The sequence below is a fragment of the Corticibacter populi genome, assembly GCF_004217315.1.
Classification (GTDB): Bacteria; Pseudomonadota; Gammaproteobacteria; order Burkholderiales; family Burkholderiaceae_C; genus Lampropedia; species Lampropedia populi.
On sequence record NZ_SGWR01000003.1, the window covers coordinates 24969 to 50187 of the forward strand.

At 63.9% G+C, this 25219-nt stretch carries 13 protein-coding genes; all 13 read right to left on the reverse strand.

Annotated features, from left to right (window positions below):
- Positions 1-2: 2 nt before the first annotated feature.
- The 13 genes from EV687_RS10975 to EV687_RS11035 are packed head-to-tail and all read right to left on the reverse strand — an operon-like array spanning position 3 to position 25218.
- Positions 3-2228: an efflux RND transporter periplasmic adaptor subunit gene (locus tag EV687_RS10975; RefSeq protein ID WP_122228860.1), complete on the reverse strand. Its 2226-nt coding sequence runs from the start codon at positions 2226-2228 to the stop codon at positions 3-5.
- A complete protein-coding gene (locus EV687_RS10980; RefSeq protein ID WP_207226444.1) occupies positions 2228-3820 on the reverse strand; it encodes an RND family efflux transporter in 1593 nt (530 codons plus the stop codon). Before EV687_RS10980 ends, EV687_RS10975 begins: the two co-directional genes overlap by 1 nt.
- Complete coding sequence (locus EV687_RS10985) at positions 3817-4638, reverse strand: efflux RND transporter periplasmic adaptor subunit (protein ID WP_162846594.1); 822 nt, start codon at positions 4636-4638, stop codon at positions 3817-3819. Before EV687_RS10985 ends, EV687_RS10980 begins: the two co-directional genes overlap by 4 nt.
- Positions 4639-4648: 10 nt before the next feature.
- Complete coding sequence (locus EV687_RS10990; RefSeq protein ID WP_207226445.1) at positions 4649-6400, reverse strand: TolC family protein; 1752 nt, start codon at positions 6398-6400, stop codon at positions 4649-4651.
- Positions 6401-6441: 41 nt separating this feature from the next.
- Entirely contained in the window at positions 6442-16620 is a 10179-nt protein-coding gene (locus tag EV687_RS10995; RefSeq protein ID WP_130466494.1) for a beta strand repeat-containing protein, read from the reverse strand.
- 58 nt (positions 16621-16678) lie between these two features.
- A complete protein-coding gene (locus tag EV687_RS11000; RefSeq protein ID WP_122228850.1) occupies positions 16679-18328 on the reverse strand; it encodes a pilus assembly protein in 1650 nt (549 codons plus the stop codon).
- A 23-nt stretch (positions 18329-18351) separates the two neighbouring features.
- Positions 18352-19026, reverse strand: a complete 675-nt coding sequence (locus EV687_RS11005) for a TadE/TadG family type IV pilus assembly protein (protein WP_122228848.1) — start codon at positions 19024-19026, stop codon at positions 18352-18354.
- A complete protein-coding gene (locus EV687_RS11010) occupies positions 19023-19559 on the reverse strand; it encodes a hypothetical protein (RefSeq protein WP_122228846.1) in 537 nt (178 codons plus the stop codon). Before EV687_RS11010 ends, EV687_RS11005 begins: the two co-directional genes overlap by 4 nt.
- The gene (locus tag EV687_RS11015; RefSeq protein WP_122228844.1) at positions 19552-20496 is read right to left on the reverse strand and encodes a tetratricopeptide repeat protein; all 945 of its coding nucleotides are present in this window, start codon (positions 20494-20496) and stop codon (positions 19552-19554) included. Before EV687_RS11015 ends, EV687_RS11010 begins: the two co-directional genes overlap by 8 nt.
- The gene (locus EV687_RS11020) at positions 20493-21443 is read right to left on the reverse strand and encodes a type II secretion system F family protein (RefSeq protein WP_242612598.1); all 951 of its coding nucleotides are present in this window, start codon (positions 21441-21443) and stop codon (positions 20493-20495) included. Before EV687_RS11020 ends, EV687_RS11015 begins: the two co-directional genes overlap by 4 nt.
- Before the next feature lie 20 nt (positions 21444-21463).
- A complete protein-coding gene (locus EV687_RS11025; protein WP_122228840.1) occupies positions 21464-22444 on the reverse strand; it encodes a type II secretion system F family protein in 981 nt (326 codons plus the stop codon).
- Positions 22445-22459: 15 nt separating this feature from the next.
- Positions 22460-23902, reverse strand: a complete 1443-nt coding sequence (locus EV687_RS11030; protein ID WP_122228838.1) for a TadA family conjugal transfer-associated ATPase — start codon at positions 23900-23902, stop codon at positions 22460-22462.
- 41 nt (positions 23903-23943) lie between these two features.
- Complete coding sequence (locus EV687_RS11035) at positions 23944-25218, reverse strand: CpaE/TadZ family protein (RefSeq protein ID WP_122228836.1); 1275 nt, start codon at positions 25216-25218, stop codon at positions 23944-23946.
- Position 25219 lies beyond the last annotated feature (1 nt).

The window sequence follows — 25219 nt, forward strand, 5'->3', positions numbered from 1 at the left end:
CTTCAAAAGCCGCTTTCCCGTACCAGTACCGCGGTGACTTGACGCCAGGCCCGGTGCAGCAGGCTCTCGGTCTGGCCGTTGATGACTGTGGTGCCGCGCAGCACTTGCAGCGGCACTGCCTCGGGCGTATGCGACGCGTTCGGCTGCAGCAGGACGCGGTAGACCGCCTGCTCCGGTACCCATTCACCGCCTTCGGACTGTTGTTGTTCGGCGCGGGCCGAAGGCGGTGCGCGCTCGGCGGCAATGCCGCCGCCATTGGGCGAGGCCAGCTCGGGCGCGGCAGTCAGCCGGCGGGTCGCGGTGGCGGAGATATCGATGACGCGCAGCGTCCAGGCGCGCTGGCCGGGGTCTTCGGGGACGAAGCGTGCCGCGTCGCCAATCCGCACGCGGTGCAGCTCGTTTTCGGTGATGTAGGCTTCCACCAGTCGGTGCTCCGGCGCGGCCAGCGTGCCCAGCCATTCGCCAGCGGCTACCCAGTCACCTGTGGCCAATGGTTCGGCGCGATCGGCCAATATGCCGTCGAAGGGGGCGACGAGCGTCAGTTGGGCCTGCTGGCGCTCCAGCACGGCCAGACGTTCGCCAGCGGCCTGCAGTTCGCGCTGCGCCACCGGTACGGCGGTGGCGGTTTCGCGGCTGATGGCATGGAAGTCGCTCTGCCAGGCCAGCACGGCCATGCGCCGCCGCAGGGTGTTCAGCTCATGTTCTAGGTCAGGCGCAGACAGCACGAACAGTGGCTTGCCGGCGGCGATGGCCTGGCCCGGCTCGGCCAGAATGTGCTCGATGCGGGCTCCGGTCGGGGCGACCAGGCGGGCCTGCTCGGCCGCGCGGGCCAGGGCCGGCGCGGCAATGCGCGCATGCCAGGGCAGGGCGAGCAGCAGCAGGGCGGCAGTCAGCAGCGCAGCCGTGCAGGCGCTGCGGCGGTTCCAGCGCGCGCCACCGGCGCGCAGGCGCTGCACCCAAGCCTTGAGTTCGGTGAAGATGGGACGGATCACGAAAAACATGATTTCGATGGCGAACAGAAGAATGCCCAGCAGCTTGAAGGCAAAGTGATAGACCAGCAGCGCAATGCCCAGGAACAGGAAGAAGCGGTACACCCAGACGCAGAAGGCATAGACGATGAGCGTGCGCTCGCGCCATGGGGCGAAGACTTCGGGCTTGTCGTCACCGAAGCCGAACAGCCATTCGCGCAGCCGCCAGCGCGCCAGCGCGAAGGAGCGGTTCTGCAGGTTGGGCACGTTGAGCGCGTCGGCCAGCAGAAAATAGCCGTCGAAGCGCATCAGCGGGTTGAGGTTGACCGCCAGCGTCAGCAGCCAGGTGGTGGTGGCCAGCATGAAGGCGGCGCTGCGCAACACGCCATCGGGAAGGAAGCTCCAGGCCAGCGTGGCCCAGGCGGCCAGTGCCGTTTCGGTGAGCATGCCGGCCGCGCCGATGGCCATGCGTTGGCGCCGGCTGGCCAGCCGCCAGGCGCCCGAGGTGTCGGTGTAGAGCACCGGCCACAGCACCATGAAGGCCACACCCATGCTGGCGACGCGGCAGCCGTGGTGCTTGCTGACATAAGCGTGGCCGAGTTCGTGCAGTACCTTGGTGCAGGCCAGCGTGAGTGCGGCAATGGCCGCGCCTTCGGGCGTGAAGAAGTGCAGGAAGGTGTGGACGAAGGCATCCCACCGGCGGGTGACGAGAAACAGCCCGAGCAGTGCCGTCAGCGCGGTGGCCAGCGCGAAGCGGCGGTTGAGAAACACGCACCGCACCCAAGGCAGCGTACGCTCCAGAAAGGCGTCCGGCCGTACCAGCGGGATGCGCACGAACAGATAGTTGTGCAGGGCCCAGCTTGCCCAGTTGCGGCTGTGCCGCGCCTGGGCTTCGCGCTGGTAGCGCTCGCAGGTCTTGGCGCCGCGCATTTGCAGCAGGCTTTGCGCATCGAGAAAGCGTGCCAGCTCCTCGACGTCGGCAGCGGTGATGTCGAGCGTGGTCTGGCCACTGACGGCCTCGGCCACGCGCTGCGGGGCGCCCAAGTGCCAGCGCGCCAGCATTTCGGCCTCTGCCCAGCCGATCTGGAAGAACTGGTTGCGGCCGGGGTCTTCCAGCGTCCAAGCGGGCGCGCCATCGTGGCCGGAAGGCGCCCGGTGCAGCAGCAGTTCCTCGCGCAGCGGTGCCAGCGCCGCGGCTGTGCCGGGCGGCGCGGCGCGGGGCAGTGCGGACTGCGGCGGCAAGGCGGCGGCTGTTGGCATCACAGCCCCAACCAGACGCGCAGCGTGGCCAGCGGCCGACGCAGCAGATACAGGGCCAGTACGGTGCGTTCGCCATACAGCTTGGCCGTGCCTTTGAGGCCGACGCGCAGCAGCGCGTTGTCATCGATGGGCGCATCGAAGCGGGCGCGCACGCGGTAGGCCATCGTGCCGTCGGCGGTGGGCGTGGCGCGGTAGCCGACCCGTGACACGGTGGCAGCGATGGGGGCGGCCGGCGCGGCGTTGAGGAACAGGCGCGCTTCGGCATCCTCGGGCAGGGCGATGGCATCCGCGACGGGCAGCGACACATCCAGTTCGGCATCGCGCGGGTCGGCCACCTGCATGATGCGCTCGCCCAGTGCCACGGGGCGGCCGATCCAGTCGGCCGGGTCGTCGAACAGCGCGATGCCGTCGCGTTCGGCGCGCAGCTCGGTGCGAGCGATGGTCTGGGCGTAGTAGTCCGCGTCGGCGGCGGCCTGGTCGCGCTTGCCCTGCAGCAGGCCCAACTCTGATTTGGTGCGGGGGTCGAACAGCGCCTGCTGTTGGCCGCGCCGCCATTCGGCCTCGGCCACGGCAAGGGTTTGACGCGCTGCTTCCAGGCGGCCCTGCAATTCACGGGAATCCAGCGCGGCCAGCAACTGACCTTTGGTGACGCTCTGGTTGGGCTGCACGTCTATGCGATCGACCACGCCTTGCAGCGGTGCGCGCACGACTTCGGGGGCGCGCGCCACCACTTCAGCAGGTGCCAGCACCGATTGCCGCACGGGTAGCAAAAGCAATAACAGTGCGACTGCCACCAGCGCCATGATCCAGCGCTGGCGCTTGCTGTGCGCCAGACTGCTGCGCAAGCTCCTCAGGCCTGGTCTGGCCTGCCGCGCCAGTCGCAGTGCGCGCCAGGCGTGGGCGTAGGCATCGGCCAGCAGGTTTAGTGCCGTGGTATCGCGCGGCAGCCAGGGCGTATCGCGCAGCAGTAGCAGGCCTGCCTGCGCATCGTTTGGGCTTGGGGCCGTGCCATTGGCGCGGGTTTGCAGCGGCAGGGGGAGCCACCAGGCATGGGCTGGCAGGTGCTCGGTCCAGCGGGCGGCATCGTCCGTCACCTGCATCGCGTCGGGCCGGGGCATGGCGCCAGCACTGTGCCCGGCGGCTGAGTCGGCGTGGTGGGCGATTTGCCGGGCCAGCCAGATGTTGAAGGGGGCATGCCGGTCAGGCACGGCCAGCCCGGAGAGCGCGGCGATGCGGCCGTCGCCATCACCGGGCTCGCGCAGCCACAGCGCGGCCTGACGGTAGGGCGCCAGCGCGTGGGTGTCGTTGACCATCAGAAAACCCAAGGCCTGCGCATCGGTGCAGGCGCGGGCGCGCTGCTCCAGCCGGGCCAGCGCCGCCAGCACGGCGCCAGGGTCGTCCGAGTTGGCGGCCGTCGGGGCTGCAGGAGTCGCGGGTCGCCGGGGCGCCGCCTGCCTGGCGGGCCTTGCGGTAGCGGATGGCGTCGATGGTGTTTGGGCTGCGCCGTTTGCCGTGTCAGGCGCGGGTTTGCCATTGGTGTTCAGGCGGCGGCTGAGGGGGGGGGCGTCGTTTGGGTCGCGTGCTGGCATCATGGTGCGGTATCAGGTGCCGCGACGAGAACGCTGCCGCTCATGCCCGGCAACAGCGGGGCGGCATCCTGCGCGCGCTGGTTGTCGAGGTGGCCAATGACTTTGACCGATTGGCTGACCGGATCGACTGCGCCGGCGATGCGGGCGACCTTGGCGGTGTAGGTCTGGCCAGTTTCATCGATCACAACCTGCATGGGATAGCCGGGCTTGAGCCAGGCCAGCCAGCGCGAGGGCACGATGGTTTCGACCTCGAAGGCGCTGTCGTCGTAGATGCTGAGCAGTTCCTTGCCTTCGGCCACATGTTCGGCGGCGCGCACATAGGTTTCGCCCACGCGGCCGGCGAAGGGCGCGCTGATGATGCAGCGGCGCACCATGACGCGCTCGACGCTGCTTTCCGCCTTGGCAACGGCGACGGCGGCCCGGGCCTGCGCGACGTCGCCCTGGCTGATGGAACCCAGGCGGTCGAGTTGCTCGGCAACGTCCAGCTTCTCCCGTGCCGCGGCCTCTGCTTGCGTGGCGCGCTCCAGCCGCGCACGGTTGAGCGAGCAGTCATAGGCTACCAGCGTGTCGCCCTTGCGGAAAGCCTGTCCTTCACGCACCGGCAGGCTGCTGATTTTGGCGGCGAGTTCGCTGGAAATCACGGCGTGCCGCACAGCCACGAGTTGGGCTCGGGTGCCGCCGGTGCCGGGCAGCTCGGCGCTGGCGGATGCAGACTGTTGTGCAGCGACGGGCTGAGTCAGAACAACCGTCAGCAGCAGCGAGACTGCCGCAATGTCCACCCAGCTTCCAGACGGGAAAGTGGTGTCAGGTGCCTGGGTCATGGTCATCCTGTCAGCGAACGGGGGTAGCAATGCCTGCCTCGGCAGCGTCGGCAACGGCTGCCACTTCGGCTATGGGAGCGGAGCCGACGGAGCCCAAGTGTTCCCACGGCTGGCCGGTCACGGTGCGCAGTGCCGGAGCGGGCCGCGGGGCTCGGGCAATGGGCTGCGGCTGCGCGCTGGCTGGCACGGCGATCTCTGCCGGGGCATTCAGGCTGGCAAAGCGGGGCACCTCGATGTGGCCGCGTTCGATCAGGCGGCTGGTCTCGGCGATGCTGCGGGCCAGGCCGGCGACGCTTTCGTCATCGATGCGTTCGGGCAGCGGGTCGATGCCGGCAGCTTGGTAGACGGTGTTCTGCGCATTGATCAACTCGGCGTAGCTGAGATCACGGGCGCGGGTGGCCAGCAGGGTCTCGACGCGGGCGCGTACCAGTTCGAGCTGGGTTTCGGAGTTGCTGCGCGCAGCGTTTTCGGTTTGGGTACGGATGGCGTCCTGCAGGCGGCTGAGCTCTTGTGCGCGCTCGAAGGCAGCGGCGGCGCGCTCGCGCTCCAGCCAAGCGACGTGTACTTGGGTGAGCACGGTCATGCGCAGTGCCTGGCGGCGCAGGTCGGCGACCTGCTCACGCGTTTCCCCGGCGCGTTCGATGGCGGGCCAGGAGAGCACGTTGAGCAGGTTCCAGCTCACCTGCACGCCGGCGTCGGCCCAGTTTTGGTTGACCAGGTATTTGTTGCTGTCGTAGTTGAGGCCGCCGAACAGCGCAGCGTTGGGGAATAGCTTGAGCAGCGACATGCGCGTTTCCAGCACGGCGTTGCGGGCCAGGTAGCCTTCCTCGCGCAGTTCGGGGCGGCGCACCATGGAGAGTGCTTCCAGGTCCTGCAGTTCGTAGGCCAGACGCGGCGCTTGCAGCGCGGTGGCGTCAGGCGCGGCCAGCGTGAAGGAAGTTCCGGGAGCCAGGTTCATCAGCGCCGCCAGACGGGCCTTGGCCTGCGCCAGTTCGTTGTCCAGCGCCTCGGTCTGGCGCACCATGTTGAGCAGATCGCGCTGGTAGCGCAGCGCCACGATTGGGGCGACCAGACGCTTTTGCTCGGTCTGGCGGGCATAGTCCAGGGTCTGACGGGCCTGTGCCAGGGTGTCGCCGACCTGATCCTTGAGGCGCTCGGCCGTGACAGCGTTCCAGTAGGCGGCGCGGGTCTCGCGGATGATGTCGGCGACCACGCGGCGGCGGCGCTCCTCGGCGGCCAGTGCCTTGTTGCCCTGTGCCTTGGCGCCGAAGTAGCTGAGGCCGAAGTCCAGCACGTTCCAGGTCATTTGCAGATCGGCCGAGTTGCTGGTGCGCTCCTGGCTGGTCGAGGGCACCAGGGATTCGACGCCGGTCGCCAGCGATTCGCTCGACGAGCCGTAGTCATTGCTGCGCGTGCGCAGCCCAGCCCGGGCGGTGAGCTTGGGCAGCATGCCCTGTTTTTGCACGTCGATTAGGTTGTCCTCCAGTGCGCGCTCCATCAGCGCCAGGCGCTGCTGCAGGTTGTATTTGACGGCGCGGGCAATGGCTTCATCCAGGGTAATCGGGGCGCTGACGGGCTCTTGATTGGCAAACATCTCCCGCTGATCGGCACTGGCCTGCAGCAGCAAGTCTTGTTTGCTGTGCTCGGCTGGTGGTGAGACGGCGCAGCCGGCCAATACGGCGGCGGCAATCAGGCTCAGTGTCATGGAGCGGGGGGCGCGGCGTAGCGCTGGCGACAGGGAGAGGTGCTTGGGCTGGTTCATGGTCATGGTCCGGGAAAAATGGTGCGACATGCGGGAGTGGGTCAACTGTTCGTCGTGGTATCGGTGGCTTCTGCATGTACCGGTGGTGCTTCCGCCAGTTGGCGTAACAACGTCTGGGCTTGGTGCAGCAGGTCACTGGCGGGCCCTTGGCGCAACTGATCGCTCAGCGCCGGCTTGGCGGCGATGGCGATGGCATCGTCCTGCGTGCTCGCGACGGCCAACCTGGCGCCTGCCGGGGCGATGTGCACGGGCAGGCTCAGGCTCTGGCCGTCGGTGGTGCGCAGCACCAGCAACAGGTCGAGTGCGGCGGCGCGTACGCCGGGGGCGATGATGCTGCCGCTGGTCAGATCCAGCCGAATGCCGGCTGGCAGTGCACGGCCATCGGCGCTGCGCAGCTCCAGCGCGGCAATGGTCTGCCGGCTGGCTATCAGCCCTTCGGGCAGTTGCGCGACCATGCGGTTGCCGCTGGGGTCATAGACCCACTGGCCCACTACCCGTGCCTCACGGGCTTCGAGCGCAGGGGCATCGGCAGCGGCCAGCAGCACCAGCGGTGTTGCCGTACTGCCATCGGCGAACAGAACTTCGGCGGACACGTTCGGCGTGTCTTCCCACAGCGGTTGGCGCAGGGCGTCGAGCAGACCATCCGCGGTCGAGAAGCTGTTCGCACGCGTCCAGGCCGTGGCGTTCAGCGCGGCGCTGGTCAGCGGTGCACCGCGTGCCACCTGGGCCGACCAGTCCGGCGCGGCGAACGGATCGGCCAGAGTGGCTAGAGCGGATGTGCCGGCGCTGGCCGGCCAGCCGTGTCCGATGTCGGTGCGCAGGGCGTCCGGCGTGGCGGCTGCGACTGTCAGCACCAGCGTCTGCGTGGCGGTGCTGCCGCTGGCGTCGGTGGCCGTGATGGTGATGGTGTAGCTGCCCGCATCTGCCGTGGTGCTGCCGCTGATGGTCAGGGTGTTCGCATCAAAGCCGAGCCCTTCGGGAAGACCGTCGATGCTCCAGTTCAGGGTGTCGCCATCCGCATCGCTGAACAGGCTGTCCGGCAGCGTTGCGCTGTAGGTGTCACCTTGCGTGAGGGGGCTCAGCGCGTAGTCGGTGGCATCGGCCTGTGGCGCGCTGTTGATCACGGTGATGCTGGCGCTGATGGCCAGAGCGGTGGTGTCGTTGCCAGCGGCGGACGTGCCGCCGTTGTCCTGCACGCTGGTGAGGGTGACGGTACGCGTGCCGGTGCTGACGCTGCTGCTGGCGTTCTGGTAGGCAATGGCGTCGATCAGCGCGGCGGCGGCATCGGTGCTCAGCCCGGCATCGCCCAATGTCAGGGTGAGGGTGGCCGTGCCGTCGCTTGCCAGGCTGACGCTATAGGTGTAGCCGCTGGCGGTGCTGCCGGTGTTGCCGTCGGTCAGCGTGATGGCGGTGTCATCGATCACCAGTTGTTCGGTGGCGTCGGCAATACCCTCTGCGGTGAAGGTCAGCGCGGCCACGGTCTGGCTGGCTTCGACGGTGTCCACGACTGTATCGCTGAACAGCAGCACGACATTACCGCTGGCGGCGTAGTCGGTGCTGGCGCCGGTGCTGATGAGCGTGGGCGCGTCATTGACGGCAATCACCGTGACGGTGGCGCTGATGGCCAAGCCAGTGGTATTGCTGCCGCCGCTGTCGGTGCCGCCATCGTCGCTGATCGAGGTCAGCGTGATGGTGCGCGCGCCTGCGGTAGGGTCATCACTGGCGTTGGCATAGGCGATGGCATCGACCAGCGCGGCCGCTGCATTGGCGGTGATGCCGGTGCTGCTGGCGAGCGTGATGGTGGCGGAGCCATCGGCCACGGTGACGGTGTAGGCAAGCCCGCTGCCTGTGGTGCCGGAGCCCGCCACCAGCGCAATGGCAGTGCCATCGATGGTCAGCGTTTCGGCCGTGCCATCGCTGATGCCGGATGCGGTCAGCGTCAGGCTGGTGATGCTCTGGCCGCTCTCTACCGTGGCGATGGATGTGCCGCTGAACAGGGCCGTAGCGCTGCCGCCTTCGGTGTGGCTGGTGGTCGCGCCGGTGCTGGTGAGGGTGGGCGCGTCATTGACGGCAATCACCGTGACGGTGGCGCTGATGGCCAGGGCGGTGGTATCGCTGCCGCCGCTGTCGGTGCCGCCATCGTCGCTGATCGAGGTCAGCGTGATGGTGCGCGCGCCTGCGGTAGGGTCATCACTGGCGTTGGCATAGGCGATGGCATCGACCAGCGCGGCCGCTGCATTGGCGGTGATGCCGGTGCTGCTGGCGAGCGTGATGGTGGCGGAGCCATCGGCCACGGTGACGGTGTAGGCAAGCCCGCTGCCTGTGGTGCCGGAGCCCGCCACCAGCGCAATGGCAGTGCCATCGATGGTCAGCGTTTCGGCCGTGCCATCGCTGATGCCGGATGCGGCCAGCGTCAGGCTGGTGATGCTCTGGCCGCTCTCTACCGTGGCGACGGCGGTGCCGCTGAACAGGGCTGTGGCGTTGCCGCCTTCGGTGTGGCTGGTGGTCGCGCCGGTGCTGGTGAGGGTGGGCGCGTCATTGACTTGCGTTACGGCCAGCGCCAGCGTGACGCTGGTGCTGGCGTCGTACTGATCGGTGACGGTGAGCTCCAGCGCGATGCTGCTGCCGGGATCGTCACTGGTGTTCGTGTAGGTGATCTGTTGCAGCACCAGGTTGGCAGTAGCGGTGCTGACGTCGGCGGTGAAGGTGACGGTCAGCGCGCCGCCATCGACCGTGAGGGTGGCGATCGCGGTGCCGGCCAGCGAAATGACGCCATCCGCATAGGTCAGGCCGTTGCTGTCGGCAAAGCCATAGCTGTCGCTGGCGTCGGCGCCGCCCGAGCGTGCAATGCCGATGGCGGCGCCGTTGTAGTTGCCCGAGCCGTCGCCCAGGATGTCGTAGTCGGCATCGGACAACATAAGCATGTCCGTTAGCGGAATGGTGGTGTTTTCGCCATAGGTCAGCTCGATCTCGTCCGCTAAACGGTCGCTTAGGCTTGTCACCCCTCCGGCACCGCTGACCACCAGCGTGCCTTCTGAACCCGCCCAGATATTGGTTGCACCCGTCAGGGTTTCTCCTTGCAGGGTCTCCAGCAATATTGGTTGGCCATCGTCCGAGACTTGGTAGCGGCCTATGCTGCTGTCTGCATGGACGACATAGAGCGTCCGCCCATCAGCAGAGAGCGCGATAGCGCCGATGGTGGACTGACTGTCAATAGTGCCAATTTGGGTGAGAGTGTTACTGATGCTGTCGAAAGCGAAGATAGAAACGCGGTCATCATTGGCTACGTAAACAGTTCCGCCATCGTCTGATGCCACGATGGCGAGAGGGCTGCCTAAGCTGGCGTCACTGCCGTCCCGGATGTGGGCCAAGGCCGTGAGTGTGCTGTCGCTGGCACGCTGGTAGACGATCAAAGTGTTAGGCAAGCTGTCGGCGATTGGGTCGGTTGCCACATAAACGTAGTTGCCCAAGACGGTGATGCGCACGCCACTGAATAGGTAAGGCTCAGTGCTGGTGGATGCTGCAATGCTCTGTGTGAGTGTGTAGCTGCCGTTATCGAGGGTATAGACACGAAGGCCCGAGTAGTTCCCATCGACCGCATAAATCGCGCCATCCTCTGCAATGGAGAAGTCGACCAGGTTTTCGGTGACCAGTGTCTGCTGCAGTTGCATGTCTGCAGCGGTATATATGGCCAGTGCATCGCCGTCATTGCCCAAGACGAACACAGTGCCACCGTCAGCGCTGATATTGATCGTGTTGATTGATGACAGGCCTGTGCTTAATGTTTGCTGCAGCGTTAGCCCGCCGCTTTGTGTATCAATCGCGAGGATGGCGATGCTGCCATCGCTGCTGGCGACGTACAGGGCTGATCCGGCACTGTTCATGGCCGAGGCCGCAATATTGGATAGCCCGGTAATACTGGTCAAGCTGTCCGCGATCGAGAATGCGTGATTGCCGAGGCTGGAGTCCAGACTAGGGGCTGCATTCTCGACGACAGTCACGATGGCAGTAGCGGTCAGAACAGCGCTGTCGCTGCCACCATTGGCGGTTCCGCCATCGTCCTGGATGCTTAATCCGATGCTGCGCGCACCGGCAGTTTGCGTGTTGCTATTGTTCGCATAGGATGTTGACTCGATCAGACTTGTCGCTGCCGCAGTGGACAAAACGCCATTCGCGTTGATAGTCACGGTCACGACGTCGTTATCAACAATGACGCTATAGATGTGACCATTGACAGTAGTGCCGCTGCCTGCAGTTAGGGCAATGGCCGTGTTGTCGACGGTCAGTATCTCGCTGCCACCATCGCTGGCACCCGAAACGGTGAAGGTTATCGTGTGGATGTTCTGACCAGCTTCGATAGTGGACAGGGTCACGTCGCCGAACAAGTTGACGGTGGTGCTGGCAACGCTGTAGCTGACCACGGCTGCCTGCGCATCAATGGTGGGGGCATCGTTGATCGCACTGACGGTGACGGTAGCGGCAATCGAGAGTGCGGAGGTATCGACTCCGCCATTAGCAGTGCCGCCCGTGTCGGTGAGCGAGGCCAACGTAATGTTGCGCTCGCCCTCGGTTGGGTCGTCTGACGTATTGGCGTACGTCATGCTTTCCAGCATGGCTTGCGCGTCTGTCAGTGAGATGCTGGAGGTGAAATAGAAGTTGGCGTAATCGGATGTTCCGTCTTTCGCCCCTCCGAGGGAGACCGTGGCAACACCGGTTTCAGTATTGAGCGTGACAGTGTATGCATGGCCACTGCTGGTGGTGCCTGAGCCTTCGACCAGCGCGATGGCAGTGCCGTCGATGGTCAGAACCTCACTGGGGCCGTCCTTGACGCCGCTGACCGTGAATGTCAGGTGGCCGATGGCTTGCCCAGCCTCGCCGGGGTTGATGGTGACATCACTAAGCAGCGCGACACCGTCGCTGCCTTCAACATAAGTCGATGTTAAGCCGGTGGCTGTAGCAGTGGGCGCGGTATTGGACAGGCCGACACTGACGGTTGTGGTGATGCCGGTCAACTCGGTCGTGTCAATGCCAGAGACGTCGGTGCCACCGTTGTCCTGTATTGAAGTCAAGGTAATGACCCGGTCGCCAGAAGTCGCCTCGCTGCCGGCGCTGTTCGCATAGGTCAGACTTTCAACCAGCGCTTTAGCCGCATCCACCGGGAGTCCGTTGCTTGACGTGATCGTCACAGTGGCCATGCCGTCACTATCGACACTGACGGAAATTGAGGCGCTGTACCAGTCTTGCTGGACGTTGCCATCTGCATCCACGGTTTGTATGGAGAAATACGGCCAGCTGCTGGCGCCATCAATGAGAAAGACAGCGTTGTCGCCAGCCATGCCCAGGCTTTCGTTGTAACCGTCGCTCAGCCCGGAGACAGTGAGCGTGATGCTCGTGATGCTCTGGCTGCTTTCTGTTGCAGAGACCATGACATCATCAAAAAGCGCGGTGGGGCTGCCCCCTGGCACGTAGCTGGTTTCACTTCCGATGGCTTGCAAGGTCGGCGGGTCGTTGATTTCCGACACGTATAGCAGCAGGCCAAACTGACTTGCGGCGTAATCATCCGCTACGGATAGTGTGAGCGAGATTCTGCTGCCGGGGTCGTTGCTGGTATTGGCGTAGCTGATCTGGTGGAGCACTGCGTTGACAGTTTCCTTGCTTACGTCGGCCGTGAAGGTGATGGTAACTTTGCCCTCCGTGCTCTCGAAGCTGGCGATGGCCGTACCGTCGAGCAAGATGGTGTTGCCATTCAGTGTCAGGCCGTTGGCATTCTGGAAGTCGAAGACGTCTGCTGCATTGGCACCTTCTGTGCGGACGATTTCCAGCGTCGAGCCCTTGTAGCTGCCTTGCGCGTCATACTCGGCATCGGACAAGTTCACGTTGGCAGCCGGTTGAATGGCCGCTCCGCCTTCTGTGTACGATGCACTGGCGCCAGCGGCCTGAATGCTGCTGAGCGTGACGTTACCGAAGAAGAGGTGCTTGCCGCCGTAAATAGACGTTCCATCGGCGCTGACGGCAAACCGCGATATGCCGGTGGCGCCCAGCGCTACGGACGAATAGGTTGCGGGCACACCGTCGTCGCCGATGCTGTAGACCACCATGGTGGTGGACGCAGCCGATGCTACGTACAGCACGGATCCATCGGCGGAAATTTGCACGGCATAAGGATAGTAGCCGAGCTGTGAATAGACGCTGGTTGCATTTAAATAAACCAATGTACCTGCAGCCTGGTCGTACTGCAGCGTGGTGAGGTAGCCGTTGGTCGTAACGACGTAGACGTAACCCTGCTCGGAGACAGTCATGGAGATGCTGCCGCTGAGCGCGTTATTCGGTATCGTTACGCTATCGCCACTGATGCCATCGGCGTTCGTATAGGTGAGTTGGTCGCCGGAGCGTGCCATCTGGCCAACATAGCTGAGTTCTCCGCTGTCGGCGACGCTGTAAACCGTCAAGCGTGATCCGGAGAGGACATACGCAGTGTCATTGACGACGCGCATGGTCACCGCTGTGCCGAATCCGTTGGCTGGTGTATGGCTGCTCAATTGCGTAAACGTGCCAGCGCTGTCAACGCCGTAGGCATAGAGCGTGGTAGCCGATAGCGCGTAGAGCGTGCCAGTGCTTTCATCCACACTGACGTGCAGCACCTTCTCGCCGATGTTGTCCGAGTGGCCGACATAGCTCAGCGTGCCGTCGTTGTTGACGTTGAACGCCACCAGTGCATGGTTGCTGGTGCTGCCGGTGGTGTCGTAGCCTGTCAGGTAAAGTTGCGATCCATCGGCAGAGTAGGTCACGGATGTGACGTTTTGCAGTCCATCCAATTCGATGACAGCGGTGTCAGGGTCGTCTTGTGCGCCTTGGGTGAATACCTGAATCAAGGTCAGTTCGCCGGTCGTGGTGTCGCGGCTGTAGATATTCAGATAATGCGTGCCGTTGCCATTGTTGCCGGTGCTGCTGGCGACCACCAAAATGGTTTCGTCACTGGAGAGCACAAGCCCGTTGACGTAGGTACCAGTGCTGCCAAAACCACTGATGGTTCCGGCGACGTAGTAAAGCGAATCGGCATCGGCGCCGATGTTGGGCGCTTGGTTCTCCGCTTCAACCGCAGTGATGACGCGCATTGTCAGTTCGGTCTGAGCACTTTGTCCCGACTGGTCGGTGACCATGACGGTCAATGTGTAGTCGCCAACAGTCGTTGCTGTGCCGGATAGCGTCAGTGTTGCGGCATCGAAGGTTACGCCGTCAGGCAGGCCTGAAACTGTCCAGATCAGACTGTCACCATAGACGGCGTCAGGCTCGCTAAAGAGGCTGCTGTCGAGCGTGACACTGCCGGCAACACCTTCTGTGAGCGTTCCCGAAACGCTGGTGGTCGCATCTGTGTTGACCTGCGGTGCGCGGTTGGCAACTTGTGTGACTTCCAGTGCTAGTTCCAAGCTGCTGGTGCCGCCGCTAGCATCGGCGACCGTGACAATAATGTTGAAGGAGCCCGTTTGGGTTGTGCTGCCGGAGATCGTCCGTGTCAGCGCATCGAACGCCAGTCCATCAGGCAGCCCGCTGACGCTCCAGGTCAGCGCGTCACCGTCAATGTCGCCGAACAGGCCTTCAAACAGGGTAAAGCTGTAGGCTGTCTCGCTGACAGCGTTGTCCAAGGTATAGCCGTCGGCAGCAGACGCATCCAGCGCGGGCGTAGTATTGACCCGCAGTGTCACGCTCTGTTCGTCGCTGATCAATTCGCCGTCACTGACCGTGATGCTTAATGTGATCAAGCTGCCAGCTGCGGCAGTGTCACTGTTGGTATACGTGATCTGCTGAAGCACTAGATTGGCGATGGCAGTGCTGGTCTCGCTGGTAAAGATAATGGTCAGTGCGCCGTCTTCATTCGTCGAGAAGTCTGCGATGGGCGAGCCATTACTCAGGATTTTGCCGTCAGCGAGGCGCAAGCCATTGCTTTCCTCGAAGTCGAAGCTGCCACTGGTTGTGCTAGGGCGGATGGTAATGCTGGCGCCAGCATAGTTGCCGACACCATCAGCCAGTTTGTCGGAATTGTTGTCCGCAATGCTCAAGTCGCTGGCAAAGGCAAGACTGGTGCCCAGATCAAGGGTTTGCGCAAGGCTGTAACGCGTAATGTTGTCGCCGTTGGCGACGACCAGCGACAAGCCGTCATCCGATAGTGCCATATCACCGCTGCTGGCCACGCCAGAGACACTGCCTTGCAGCGTTAGACGGCTGCCGGAGACGCTGTAGATGCTGACGCTGCCATCGTCAGTAAGCACGTATAGGGTCTTGCCTTCGGCGTCAAGGATCAGGTCGCTTGCGTTGTCAGCATCGCCGGGCAGGGCGATGGAGTTGACAGGGTTCAGAAAGCCGGACTCAGCATCCAGCAAGTAGACATCCAATGTGCCGGAATCACGCGCGCTGAGGTACACGTATAGACCATCTGCCGACACGGCGATGGGGTCTGTCGCTGCGTCCCAGTCGGTGTCGGCGCTGAGCTGCAGTCCGTTGTCCAGCACACTCCATGTGCCGTCGCCGTTGCGCTGGTACACCTCCAGCGTACGATTTCCCCACAAGCTGCCGCCGTTATTGACGATATACAGGTAATTGCCCGCCTGGATGACGGTGCTTGCGCGGATGGCGTCTTGCAGCGCTTGCAAGGGTTGCAACTCGTAGCTGCCGTCAAGCGCGATGTTCTGGGTGGTTTGACCTACATTCAGCGTCAATGTGACGTTTTCTGGTGTGCTGGTCTGGAAGCTGATTTGGCTGAGTACGCGGTTGACGAGCTCGGTGCTGACGTCCTCGGTGAAGGTGATGGTGAGCGTGCCGTCGGTGATGATGAAAGTGGCGACGGACTTTTCGACATATGGCCAGTTTGAATAGTCTGTAAACAGCAGTTCACCATCGCTGTACCGCAGCGTGCCGCCATCGTAGCTGGTGTTGAGTGTGTAGTCATCGCTAGCATTGGCCCCAGTACCACGGGAGATGGTGATGGTGGCTCCCCTGTAGTTACCCGTACCATCGTTCAGTGCGTCGTAGACGGTGGTGGCAATGGTGGATGCGGGGAATTGTTGTGACACGACCAGCCTGCCGGAGCTGACGTCCCGGGTGAAAACTCGAATCTGGCGGTCGGCACTGTCGGCATAGACTTGGCTGCCATCAGCAGAGATGGCCAGGCTGCCGGAAGACCCACTGCCTACCGAATAGCTGTTGACGTAGCTGAGGCTACCGTCTGAGCCAACGGCCATTTCTACCAATTGGCCGTTGCTGGACAGGCTGTAGACGGATTTGCCGTCACTGCTGGCAATCAGGCCGCCAACTTCGCTCATGCCATCCACGGCCACGCTGTCGACTAATGTGAGGCGGCCACTGGCGTCGACGGAGAAGATGGCGAAGCTACCCGCACCTGCGGCATAGGCATAGTTGCCATCAACGGAGTAAATCACCCGATCCGCGCCAGGCACACCGTTTGAGCTGTCAAAAGACTCGGCGGTCTCTACGGTAAGCCCGGTGCCTACATTTGGAGCCACGGGCAGGTCACTGTCACGGGTGATGTGGATGGTGGATGTGATACGCCCTTCGGTAGCGTTGCCCTGAGCACCGTCGTAGCGTGTTTCGTCCAGTTGGAGACTGACTGATACGTCGCTGGTGGAGACGTCAAGGCCCTGCGCTTGATAGGCGATGCTGTCGATCAGTCGCGCGACCCCTTCGGATTGGCGGGCTTCCTCGATGTTTGAGGAGTCGACGGCGATAACGATGGTAGTAGTGGAGCCACTGACGCGCACGGTGTAGGTATAGCCGTTATCCGCTGTGGTGCCAGGGATGATGCCGGTGTTCTCCAGCAAAACCGTGCTGCCGTCGATGATGAGGGCGTGAGATGTGCCAGATGTGCTGACAGTGATGGTGAGGTCGTTCAATGGGTTGCCATTGGTTCTTTGCTCTTCATCATTCCAGGTGGCGTCTTCACCAAAGATACCGTTTGGGGTTACGTCAACGTCACTGAACAGGTCAATTTGCGGGAATTCGTCATTACTATCCTTGACGGTGAGGTTTACATCTACCGGGGCAGCCGTGATAACGGGACGATCAATCCAGCTGCTGCCAGAGCTATCGCTTTCTGTGGACTGTTGTGCGACTTCCTTGGCGGTTTCCACCATGGCGGCATCAAGGAGGATGCGGGGCTCCAGGGCCAGAGCATGGCTGGAGCGTTGGAATGGACTGCGAATAGTCATGGTTGCTTTCGTTAGTCGTCAAAACAGGTGGCAGATGGACGTTGGCGCTTGCTTGCGCTTAATCAATGAGGCGGATGTCGTTGGTCTGCTGGCGCAGCTCACTTATGATGTCTTCCAGGCGATCGGAAAACTTGCCTTCGGACACAGAGAAGTCCAGGCCGTTGTAGTAAGTAAGGTCGGTATTTTTTACGGCACAGGTGCGCAGGCCGGCACCTGCGATCCGGCGGAAGGCTGATGCACTTGGTATGGTGTCGGCCTCAGGGGTATCGCTGTCATCAACTTCGTCACTGCCTGTGACGATCATGAAAAAGCGTACGTCGTGCTCACGCAAGCTTTCGCACAGATTGGCAAAACGGCGGGTGATGATGGCATCGTCATTGCAGGCGACTTGATTGTTCGCCCCGGAGCCGCTGCTGCTGTCTTCATCATCGTCCCCACTGGAGTTTGAACTCGAGCCTGTGCTGCTACAGCCATCGATCGGCTGGCCCACATAGCTGTTGTAGGCGTCGGAATCAAACCAACGCAGTCCACTGGAATTAACCAATAAGATGATGGCCTTATAGCTGTTGCCGCCATCAGCCTTGAAATCCTTGGGGAGGTCATCGCTCAGCCCCCAGCCTGCACTGCCTCGAAAGGCAGGCGACAGGCTCATGGCAGCCCATCCAATAGCGATAGCGTGATTGTTGTTGAAGCGGGTGGACATGATGTCCAGCCGGTCAGCAATTTTGCCCAGGTCGTTAGTCAATGGAAGCAGTGGGGCATGCGGGCAGCCGCGATCTGCTGTCATATAGCGTGTGTCGTTAACGCCGGTGGCTTTGCCGAAATCCGGGTTCGGTCCAACCCAGAAAATGGGCGGGGCGCCCGGACTGCCATTGATTGGCAGGTCGTGGCGATAGTGAATGAGGAATTGGCCGCTGGGTGCCTGATCCCAAAAATAGTTTTCACCTTGGTTCAAGCCACGGTATAGACATAGCAAATTCGCGCGGCGGTCGGGGATGCGGTTGTCTGCCAGACTACCGTAGCCACTACGGAATAGAGAGGTCAGCTCCACAGGGTTAAGTGCGCCGGGAGCCGCCCACTGGCGGATGCGATTAGGGTGCGCGGCATCGTAGACATTGACGATCTGGCTGTAAGGCACCAGCGAGAGGAAGACGTTGTCGCGCTCTCCGATAAGGTTTTGTGCGAAATCCTTGCCCAAGCGGCGTAGTACGGAGAGGTTGGGTGCGTTTTCACTGAGGGTGTTGGGAATCGTAAGTGCTACTTCCAGCGTCCTGTTGCGTGCCACGGCAGTGGAATACACGGTGACGTCTTGCGGCCCCGCGCCATTGAGCAGGGATGCGGCCTCGAAGGTGGCGCTGACCCGCACTCCCTCGTCGCCATCCGATTCGATGATGGTGGTGGTGATGCGCAACTGATTGCCCGTTTGCGCAGAATCCATGCCGAGGTTGGCGTTGATGTAGCGCTCGGCTATGGCCTGTATGTCCGCTTCACCATCTTCCGCGTAGGCTTGGGTGGCTGCCAGTGCTGCTGCATCGGTGGCGCGTTTGAGCTGGGCGGCGTCTGCCGTCATGCGTGGGCCGTCGGCACTGTAGGCAGCCAGTGCCATGACGGCGACGATGAGCAGCAGCAGCAGCACAGTGGCACCACCGCGTTGTCTTGCGCACTGTGGGGTGGGGGAGGTTCTGGCAAAGGGGATGCGTATGACCATGATGTCTCCTTCTCTTAAGCGTCCTAGGTGCTGCTGTAGGCAAGGCCGTTGGCATCACTCTCTGCCTGGAGGTCTTCATCGAGGGTGATGTTGAGGCTGTTGGCGCGGAAGATGCTGGTGGTATCGAGGACCTGTGGCATGACGAGGCCGCCGGAGAGGGCGATGTCGCTGGTGTCGCGGCAGGCCCGCACCACGACCATCGACAGCGTGCTGGCATCGGTGTCGTCGGCGGTGGCGTCGCTGTCTTCGGGCGGGTCTTCCGGCAAGGTGCCGGTGTAGCTGCCTGCGGCGCTTTGGGGCTCGCAAAGGTCGTCGGCGCCGCCGCGCTGCAGCGCCCAGGCGATGCGCCCGGACTGCAGCACGCTCAGGATGATGAGTTGCTGGCGATCGGTGTGGCCTTGCATGGCGGCATCGGCCAGTGCGTCCAGCCCGGCCAAGCTCAGCTCGGGCTGCACGGCGAGGTTGATAGCCATAACGCCGGCGGCGTTCTCGAGCCGGATGCGCTCGGTGTGGATGCGCTGGATATCCGCGCCGATCAAACCGATGCCGATCAGGATGGGCAGCGCGAGCGCAGCCTCGACTGCGATCGCACCACGCTGGCGCAGATTGTTCCAATGGCTGGGCGGTTGCCGATCGTTGCGAGAGGCAAGCCTTTGGTTCAGTATGCGCCTCAGCGTTCGTTGAAGAGGCAGGCTCATTCGGCGCGCTCCTGCTGCGGCAGATAGGCCAGCACTTGCTGATAGCGGTAGCGGAAGGCATTGTTGTCCACCCCCAGCAGCCGAGGCAGCGGGGTAATGAAGCTTTTGCGAATCTCCACTGAGACGCGCCAGGCGGGCACGTCGGTATCACCGCCTGTTGCGGTGTTGCCGTCGGCATCTTCCTGACTGGCGGTGCCATCGCCCAGCGCGTCCAGGTTGGTATAGGTCTGTACGTCGATGGTGATGATGTTGTCCTCCGCAAGGTAGCCATGCGAGGCTGACGCCATGCGCTCGCGCAGCAGCGCCTCCATGTCGGCGCTGCCGTCCTGCAAGGCCAGTACGCCATCCTGGCGGAATTGCTGCATGGCGCGCTCGAAGGCGCTGGCACCCATGTTGATGGTCAGCCCGACGTTGCCCAGCTCCATGAAGATCATGGCGGCGGCAATCACCACCGGCAGCACATAGGCGGCCTCCACGGACAGCACGCCGCGCTGGCGCGGCCGGGTCTGCCGGTGCGTGGTGTATTCAGCCACGGTCGCCCTCCTGGCTGCCCGCTTCGCGCAGCGGCAGCAACTGGCGGCTGGCGGCCAGCAATTCCTCGGCCACCGAGGCGCCTGCCGCGATGCGCGCGCGCCGCTCGCTGAAATCGGCCAGGGCCTGCCCGGCCAGCGCCGGTGTCATGATGGTGGTTAGCGTCTTGCGGGCGCCGGTGTCATCGCCCGTCATGCTCTGGGCAAAGGCCAGGTTGAGCTTGAGGGTGGGCCATTGCGGCGCCTCGATCTGCGAGAGCAGGCGGATGGCTTGGGCCGTATCGCCGCTGGACAGGTGTGACAGCGCCAGGTTGTTGAGGATGCGGAAGTCGGCGGGGTCGAGTTCGCTGGCGCGTGTGAGCAACTGTTGCGCCTGCGTGTGTTCGCCGCGCGCATCCAGCAGCACACCCTTGGCGTTGAGCGCTGTGACGTTGTCGGGGTCGGCTGCGAGTGCGCAGTCGAAATCGGCCAGTGCCGCATCGCGTTGACCGGTGGCCATGCGGGCGCGGCCCAGACCATTGCAAAGATTGGCACGGGCCGCTGCGGGCACGGGCTGCTGGCCGGCTTCGAGCGCGCGGCGTGCCCGTCCGTACAGCGCCAAGCTTTCCTGCGGAGTCTGCACCCGCGCGGCGACGCTGGCATATTCCAGCAGCTCCAGCGGCTGCAGGTCGCCGCGTTGTTCCAGTTGGCCGTAGACGCCCGCGGCGGCTTCGTAACGGCCCTGGTCGCGCAGCAATCGGGCCAGTTTCAGGCCGTCAGCGGCGGAAACCGGGGCTTTTTGGGGTTCGGCGGTTGATGCCTGCGTCTTGACGACGGGTGTTGCCAAGTTGCGGGTGCTGGTTTCGCCGGCAGTTTGCAGCGTGATGCCGCCGCAGGCGGTCAACTGCAGCGTGCACGCGGCCAGCAGCATCCAGCGGGCGGTGGTGAGGAATATCTTCATTGCAGCAGGGTGCGGATGACGCGCATCAGCGCGGGGGTTGCGACGATGGCGACGACGGGCGGGAGAATCAGCGTCATCAGCGGCACGCTGAGCTGCGCGGGCAGCTTGCCGGCCCTTTCCTCCAGCTCCAGAATCAGGCGGCTGCGGCTTTCCTCGGCAATGGTGCGCAGCGCCTGCGCCAGCGGCGTGCCGTAGCGCTCGGCCTGCACCAGCGAGCCGACCATGCTCTCGATGGTGGGCACTCGTGTGCGCTCGGCCAGGTGGCGCAAGGCCAGCGTGCGGTCGGGCAGTAGTTGCAGTTCGGCGCTGGTGTAGGCCAGTTCGTCGGCCATGGTCGGGGCGCTCAGGGCCAACTCGCGTGAGACGGTCTTGAGAATGCGCGGAAAGGGTAGCCCGGCCTCGGCACAGATGACCATCAGGTCGAGCGCGTCGGGCATGCTGCGCGAAAGGGCTTCATGGCGTCGCGCGGCGCGCAGCTTGACCAAAAATTCCGGCAGCGTAGTGCCGGCAAATAGCGCGATCAGGCCCACCGCCAGGCCGGTCAGGCCGAAGCGATCCTGCGGGCCCAGCACGCCCCAGAGTGCTACGCTGAGCAGCAGAATGCCACAACCGTACTTGATGGCCATGAATAGGCCCAGCGCCTCGGGACGGCGCCAGCCGGCCTGGGCCAGCAGGCGGATGTTGGCTTGTCTGTCCTGTCCGGTACCACCAAGCTTCTCGCCAAAAGCAGCAATACGCGTCAGCATCGGCGGCAGTGGTGCACCGGTGCGCACGATGGCGGCCGGGTCGGCGACCGGCGTCAGATGCTTGCCTGGGGCGGCGCTGAGCCGGACATGCAGCGGATTGGCGCGTGTGGCACTGCGCCAGAGCCAGATCGTCAGCGCCAGCCCGGCGACAAATATCAGCAGCAGGACGCGGACGAAGGGGTCGGAGAACATGGTTGTCATGGGGGGCTCCCGGTAGAGAATCAACGGATACGCCGAACCATCAGGTGCGTGATCAGCAGGCCCAGGCCCACGCTGATGGCGGCATAGACCATGACCTTGATGCCGGCAGAATCGTTGAACATGAACCGGAAGTCATCCGGGGCGTTGAGATACATATAGAGCAGCACGCCCGGCACCAGCATGGCCACGATCTTGGCCGAGGCGCGGGCTTCGGAGGTCTTGGCCTGCACCTTCATGCCAAGTTCGGCGCGTGCGCGGAGCGTGGAAGCCAGGCGCTCCAGCGTGTCGCCCAAACGGCCGCCCGATTCCTGGCTGATGATCAGGATGACGGCGAAGAAACGGTATTCAGCCATTGGCACGCGCGTGGCTGACTGTTGCATGGCCTGCTTGAGTGGCATGCCCAGCTTCAACCAGTGATCAATCTGGCGCAACTCGGCGGACAAGGGGCCCTGCAGATGGTCTGCTGCCGCGCTGAAGGCACCGTGTAGCGGTACGCCGGCGCGGCAGACGCGGGTGATGGCATCGATTGCTTCGGGCAATGCCCGCGCCAGCGCAGCCAAGTGCTTGGCCATGGCCGTTTGGTAGGCCCAGGTGCACAGCAGCAGCCATAGGATGGGCGCTATGAGCAGGGCGAGCACCAAGGAGGTGCCGGTCATGCGGGCCAGTGTCAGTGCAGCAATGAAGGCTGCGCTGGCACTCGCCACGATGCGCATGCGCAGGTTTTTATGCCAGCCCAGGGTGGTGAGGCCTGCACGCACACGCTCCAGGCGCTGGCCCAGCCATGGCCAGCCAGGCAGCAGAGTCCGTTCGGTAGGCAGTGCTATGGAGTTTTCGGTTTCCAGCACGGCTGCGCTATGGCCTGCCTGCTCCAGTTGCTGGCGCAGCAATGCCATGCGTTTGGCAATGGCTTCTTCGCGCTGGCGGCGTCGGCTCATTGAGCGTATGGCATAGAAGCCCACGAGTACCAGCAGGAATACGAGCAGGGTGAAGAGATCGAGCATGGCAGCTTTCGGGCGTCAGGCGGCGTCCTGATCGAACAGGTGGGCCTTGTCGATATAGAAATGCGGGCGCAGGCCGCTGCTGATGTGCTCGCCCAGCACGCGGGTGGCATTGGAGCCCGCGCGGCTGCGGAAGCTGAACAGCTCCTGCGTCTGAATGACGTCCTCTTCCATTCCGCAGACTTCGACGATGGACACCAGCCGCCGCGCGCCATCGCGCATGCGCTCGATTTGCACGATGATGTCCACCGCACTGGCGATTTGGCGCCGAATGGCAGCCAGCGGCAGTTGCATGTTGGCCATCATCACCATGTTCTCCAGCCGCGAGAGCGCATCACGCGAGCTGTTGGCGTGCACCGTGCACAGCGAGCCGTCATGGCCAGTGTTCATGGCCTGCAGCATGTCGAAGCATTCGCCGCCACGCACCTCGCCGAGAATGATGCGGTCAGGGCGCATGCGCAAGGCGTTTTTGAGCAAGTCACGCTGGTCGATTCGGCCCGTGCCCTCGGTGCTTTCGGGCCGAGTTTCCAGCCGTACCACGTGGCGCTGCTGCAATTGCAGCTCCGCCGAGTCTTCAATGGTGACGATGCGTTCTTGCGGATCGATTTTTTGCGAGAGCGCATTGAGCAGCGTTGTCTTGCCCGCGCCTGTTCCACCCGAGACGATGACGTTCAGGCGTGCCTCCATGGCACGACGTAGCAGCGTCGCCATCTCGCTGGACATGGCGCCACGCTCGGCCAAGGATTCCACGGACAGATCGCGCCGCATGAACTTGCGGATCGAAATAGTCGTTCCGCCCAGCGCCAGCGGGTGTGTGATGACGTTGACGCGGCTGCCGTCGGGCAGTCGGGCATCTACCATCGGGTTGGCTTCGTCGATGCGCCGGCCTACCTGTGCGGCAATGCGCTGCGCGGTGTTGAAGACATGCTCCTCATCAATGAAGGTGATGGGCGTGAGTTCGAGCTTGCCAAAGCGTTCGACGAATACCTGGCGGGCGCCGTTGACGAGGATATCGTTGACAGTGTCATCGTGCAGCAGCGGCTCGATCGGGCCAATGCCGACCATCTCGTCGAGCATCTGCCGCGCAATTGCATCCTCTTCTTGGCTGGCCAGCTGCAAGCGCTGTTCATCACAGATGCGGCGGATCAGCGCATCGATCTGAACCTGTAATTGCTCACGTGGCATGCTGGCTGCCTTGAGCGGGTCGATCTGCGCGAACAGTTCGTCGCGGATGATGCGGCGCTGACTGGCGTGCTCACCCTGCACCGGCGCCGGCTTGCTCGCCGGGGGGACGCTGCCGGGGCGGCGCGCCGCGGCAGCGCGATGCGCATCGGCGCCGGCCGGTAGCTGCTGCGCAGCGGCGCTTGCTGTGTTCAGCGGGGCGGCGGCCGGCGCTTGCGGGCTTGTGGTGATGGGCGTTGTGGCAGCGGGCACTGCCGGGGTGGGTTTGCGAAGCAGCATGGTGTGACGGACTCTGTCGGCAATCAGGGAGAGCTGGTTACTCAGGCCCGCGCACTGACGCGGGCGCTCTTGGCGTTGCCGGCGTGCCTGGCACGAAGGCCCAGCAGGCCTGCCAGACGTTGCGTCAGCCCGGCGGGCTGTTCATCCGGCTGCGGCAAACCAAGCAGTTGCTGGCCTAGACGGGCGACGGCGGTCGCATAGGCGGGGGCAGCATCGGCATTCAGCGGGCCTTGCAGCAGGCTGGCCGCCAGGGCGTTGCCGGCATGGGGCAGGTGCAGGTCGATGGCGCGGTCGACGAAGTCCTCGAACTGCGCCACCTCCAGCACTGGCAGGCCGGCCTGATGGGCGGAGCTGCTGAGCAGCAGCAGACTTTGCCCCTGGCTTTCGTCGCCGATTTCGCTGAGCAGGCGGTGGGTGTTGCGCGCGCCTTGCACGCTCAGCTCGGTGATGACGACGCGGATTTCTGCATGCGCCAGCACTGCGTCGCTGCCGGCGGGGCGGTGCGCCGGCACATCCCAAAGCGACAGGGAGAACAATTGCCCCAGCGCGCCGCCGATTTCAAGGGTCCGATCGGCGGGAACGGGTGATTCCGTGCCGGGGCGTTGCGCCAGCAAGTGCAGGCGCGCGGCGGCATTCGCGTCCGCCTGCACGGCCTGCAGCGTGCGCTGCAGCAGCCGAGCGTCGATGGCCGGTGCTTCCAGCACGCTGGCCAGGCCGGCATCGGCCTCCAGGCCCAGCAGCAATGGCAGGTCGCCATTGCGACGGTCGTAATCGACCAGCGCGGTCGGCAGCTGGCGGGTGCCGGCCAGCCACTGGCCCAGCGCGGCTACCAGCGTGCTGCAGCCCAGGCCCCCGGCCGTGCCGACGAAGGCGGCGGTGCGGCCCACGCGCGCCGCGCCCGACTGGCCCAGCGGCACGTCGTCGTCGGCGCGCGCGAGCGTGTCGGCCAGCACGTCCAGCCGCAGCGGCTTGAGCAGGTAGTCGAAGATGCCGGCACTGAGCAACTGGCGGTAGAAGTCGATGTCCTGGCGGCTGCCCAGTGCAATAAGGCGGGTGCCGGGGCCGCATTGGGTGGCCAGCTCCAGCAGGGCCGTCAGCGGGTTTTGCACACCGTCGATGTCCACCAGCAGGAGGGCCGGGCAGGGCTGCGTGGCACTCCAGGTGCTGGCCTGCGCGGGGCCGCCGACGTGCGATGCGTCGACCGGGCGGCGCAGGCGTCCGAGCAGATCATTGATGGCGGGCAAATCGGCGACGCTGGCGAAGACGGCCAGTGCTGCTGGTGCATCGCCACGGGTGTCGGGGGTGGTATCGCTCATG

What these genes read in the sequence shown, in the direction of transcription:
- EV687_RS10995 (WP_130466494.1), bottom strand. Translation starts at nt 16,620, where the DNA reads ATGACTATTCGCAGTCCATTCCAACGCTCCAGCCATGCTCTGGCCCTG.
- EV687_RS11015 (WP_122228844.1), bottom strand. Translation starts at nt 20,496, where the DNA reads ATGAAGATATTCCTCACCACCGCCCGCTGGATGCTGCTGGCCGCGTGC.
- EV687_RS11035 (WP_122228836.1), bottom strand. Translation starts at nt 25,218, where the DNA reads ATGAGCGATACCACCCCCGACACCCGTGGCGATGCACCAGCAGCACTG.
- EV687_RS11020 (WP_242612598.1), bottom strand. Translation starts at nt 21,443, where the DNA reads ATGACAACCATGTTCTCCGACCCCTTCGTCCGCGTCCTGCTGCTGATA.
- EV687_RS10980 (WP_207226444.1), bottom strand. Translation starts at nt 3,820, where the DNA reads ATGATGCCAGCACGCGACCCAAACGACGCCCCCCCCCTCAGCCGCCGC.
- EV687_RS10990 (WP_207226445.1), bottom strand. Translation starts at nt 6,400, where the DNA reads ATGAACCAGCCCAAGCACCTCTCCCTGTCGCCAGCGCTACGCCGCGCC.
- EV687_RS11025 (WP_122228840.1), bottom strand. Translation starts at nt 22,444, where the DNA reads ATGCTCGATCTCTTCACCCTGCTCGTATTCCTGCTGGTACTCGTGGGC.
- EV687_RS11005 (WP_122228848.1), bottom strand. Translation starts at nt 19,026, where the DNA reads ATGAGCCTGCCTCTTCAACGAACGCTGAGGCGCATACTGAACCAAAGG.
- EV687_RS11000 (WP_122228850.1), bottom strand. Translation starts at nt 18,328, where the DNA reads ATGGTCATACGCATCCCCTTTGCCAGAACCTCCCCCACCCCACAGTGC.
- EV687_RS10975 (WP_122228860.1), bottom strand. Translation starts at nt 2,228, where the DNA reads ATGCCAACAGCCGCCGCCTTGCCGCCGCAGTCCGCACTGCCCCGCGCC.
- EV687_RS10985 (WP_162846594.1), bottom strand. Translation starts at nt 4,638, where the DNA reads ATGACCCAGGCACCTGACACCACTTTCCCGTCTGGAAGCTGGGTGGAC.
- EV687_RS11030 (WP_122228838.1), bottom strand. Translation starts at nt 23,902, where the DNA reads ATGCTGCTTCGCAAACCCACCCCGGCAGTGCCCGCTGCCACAACGCCC.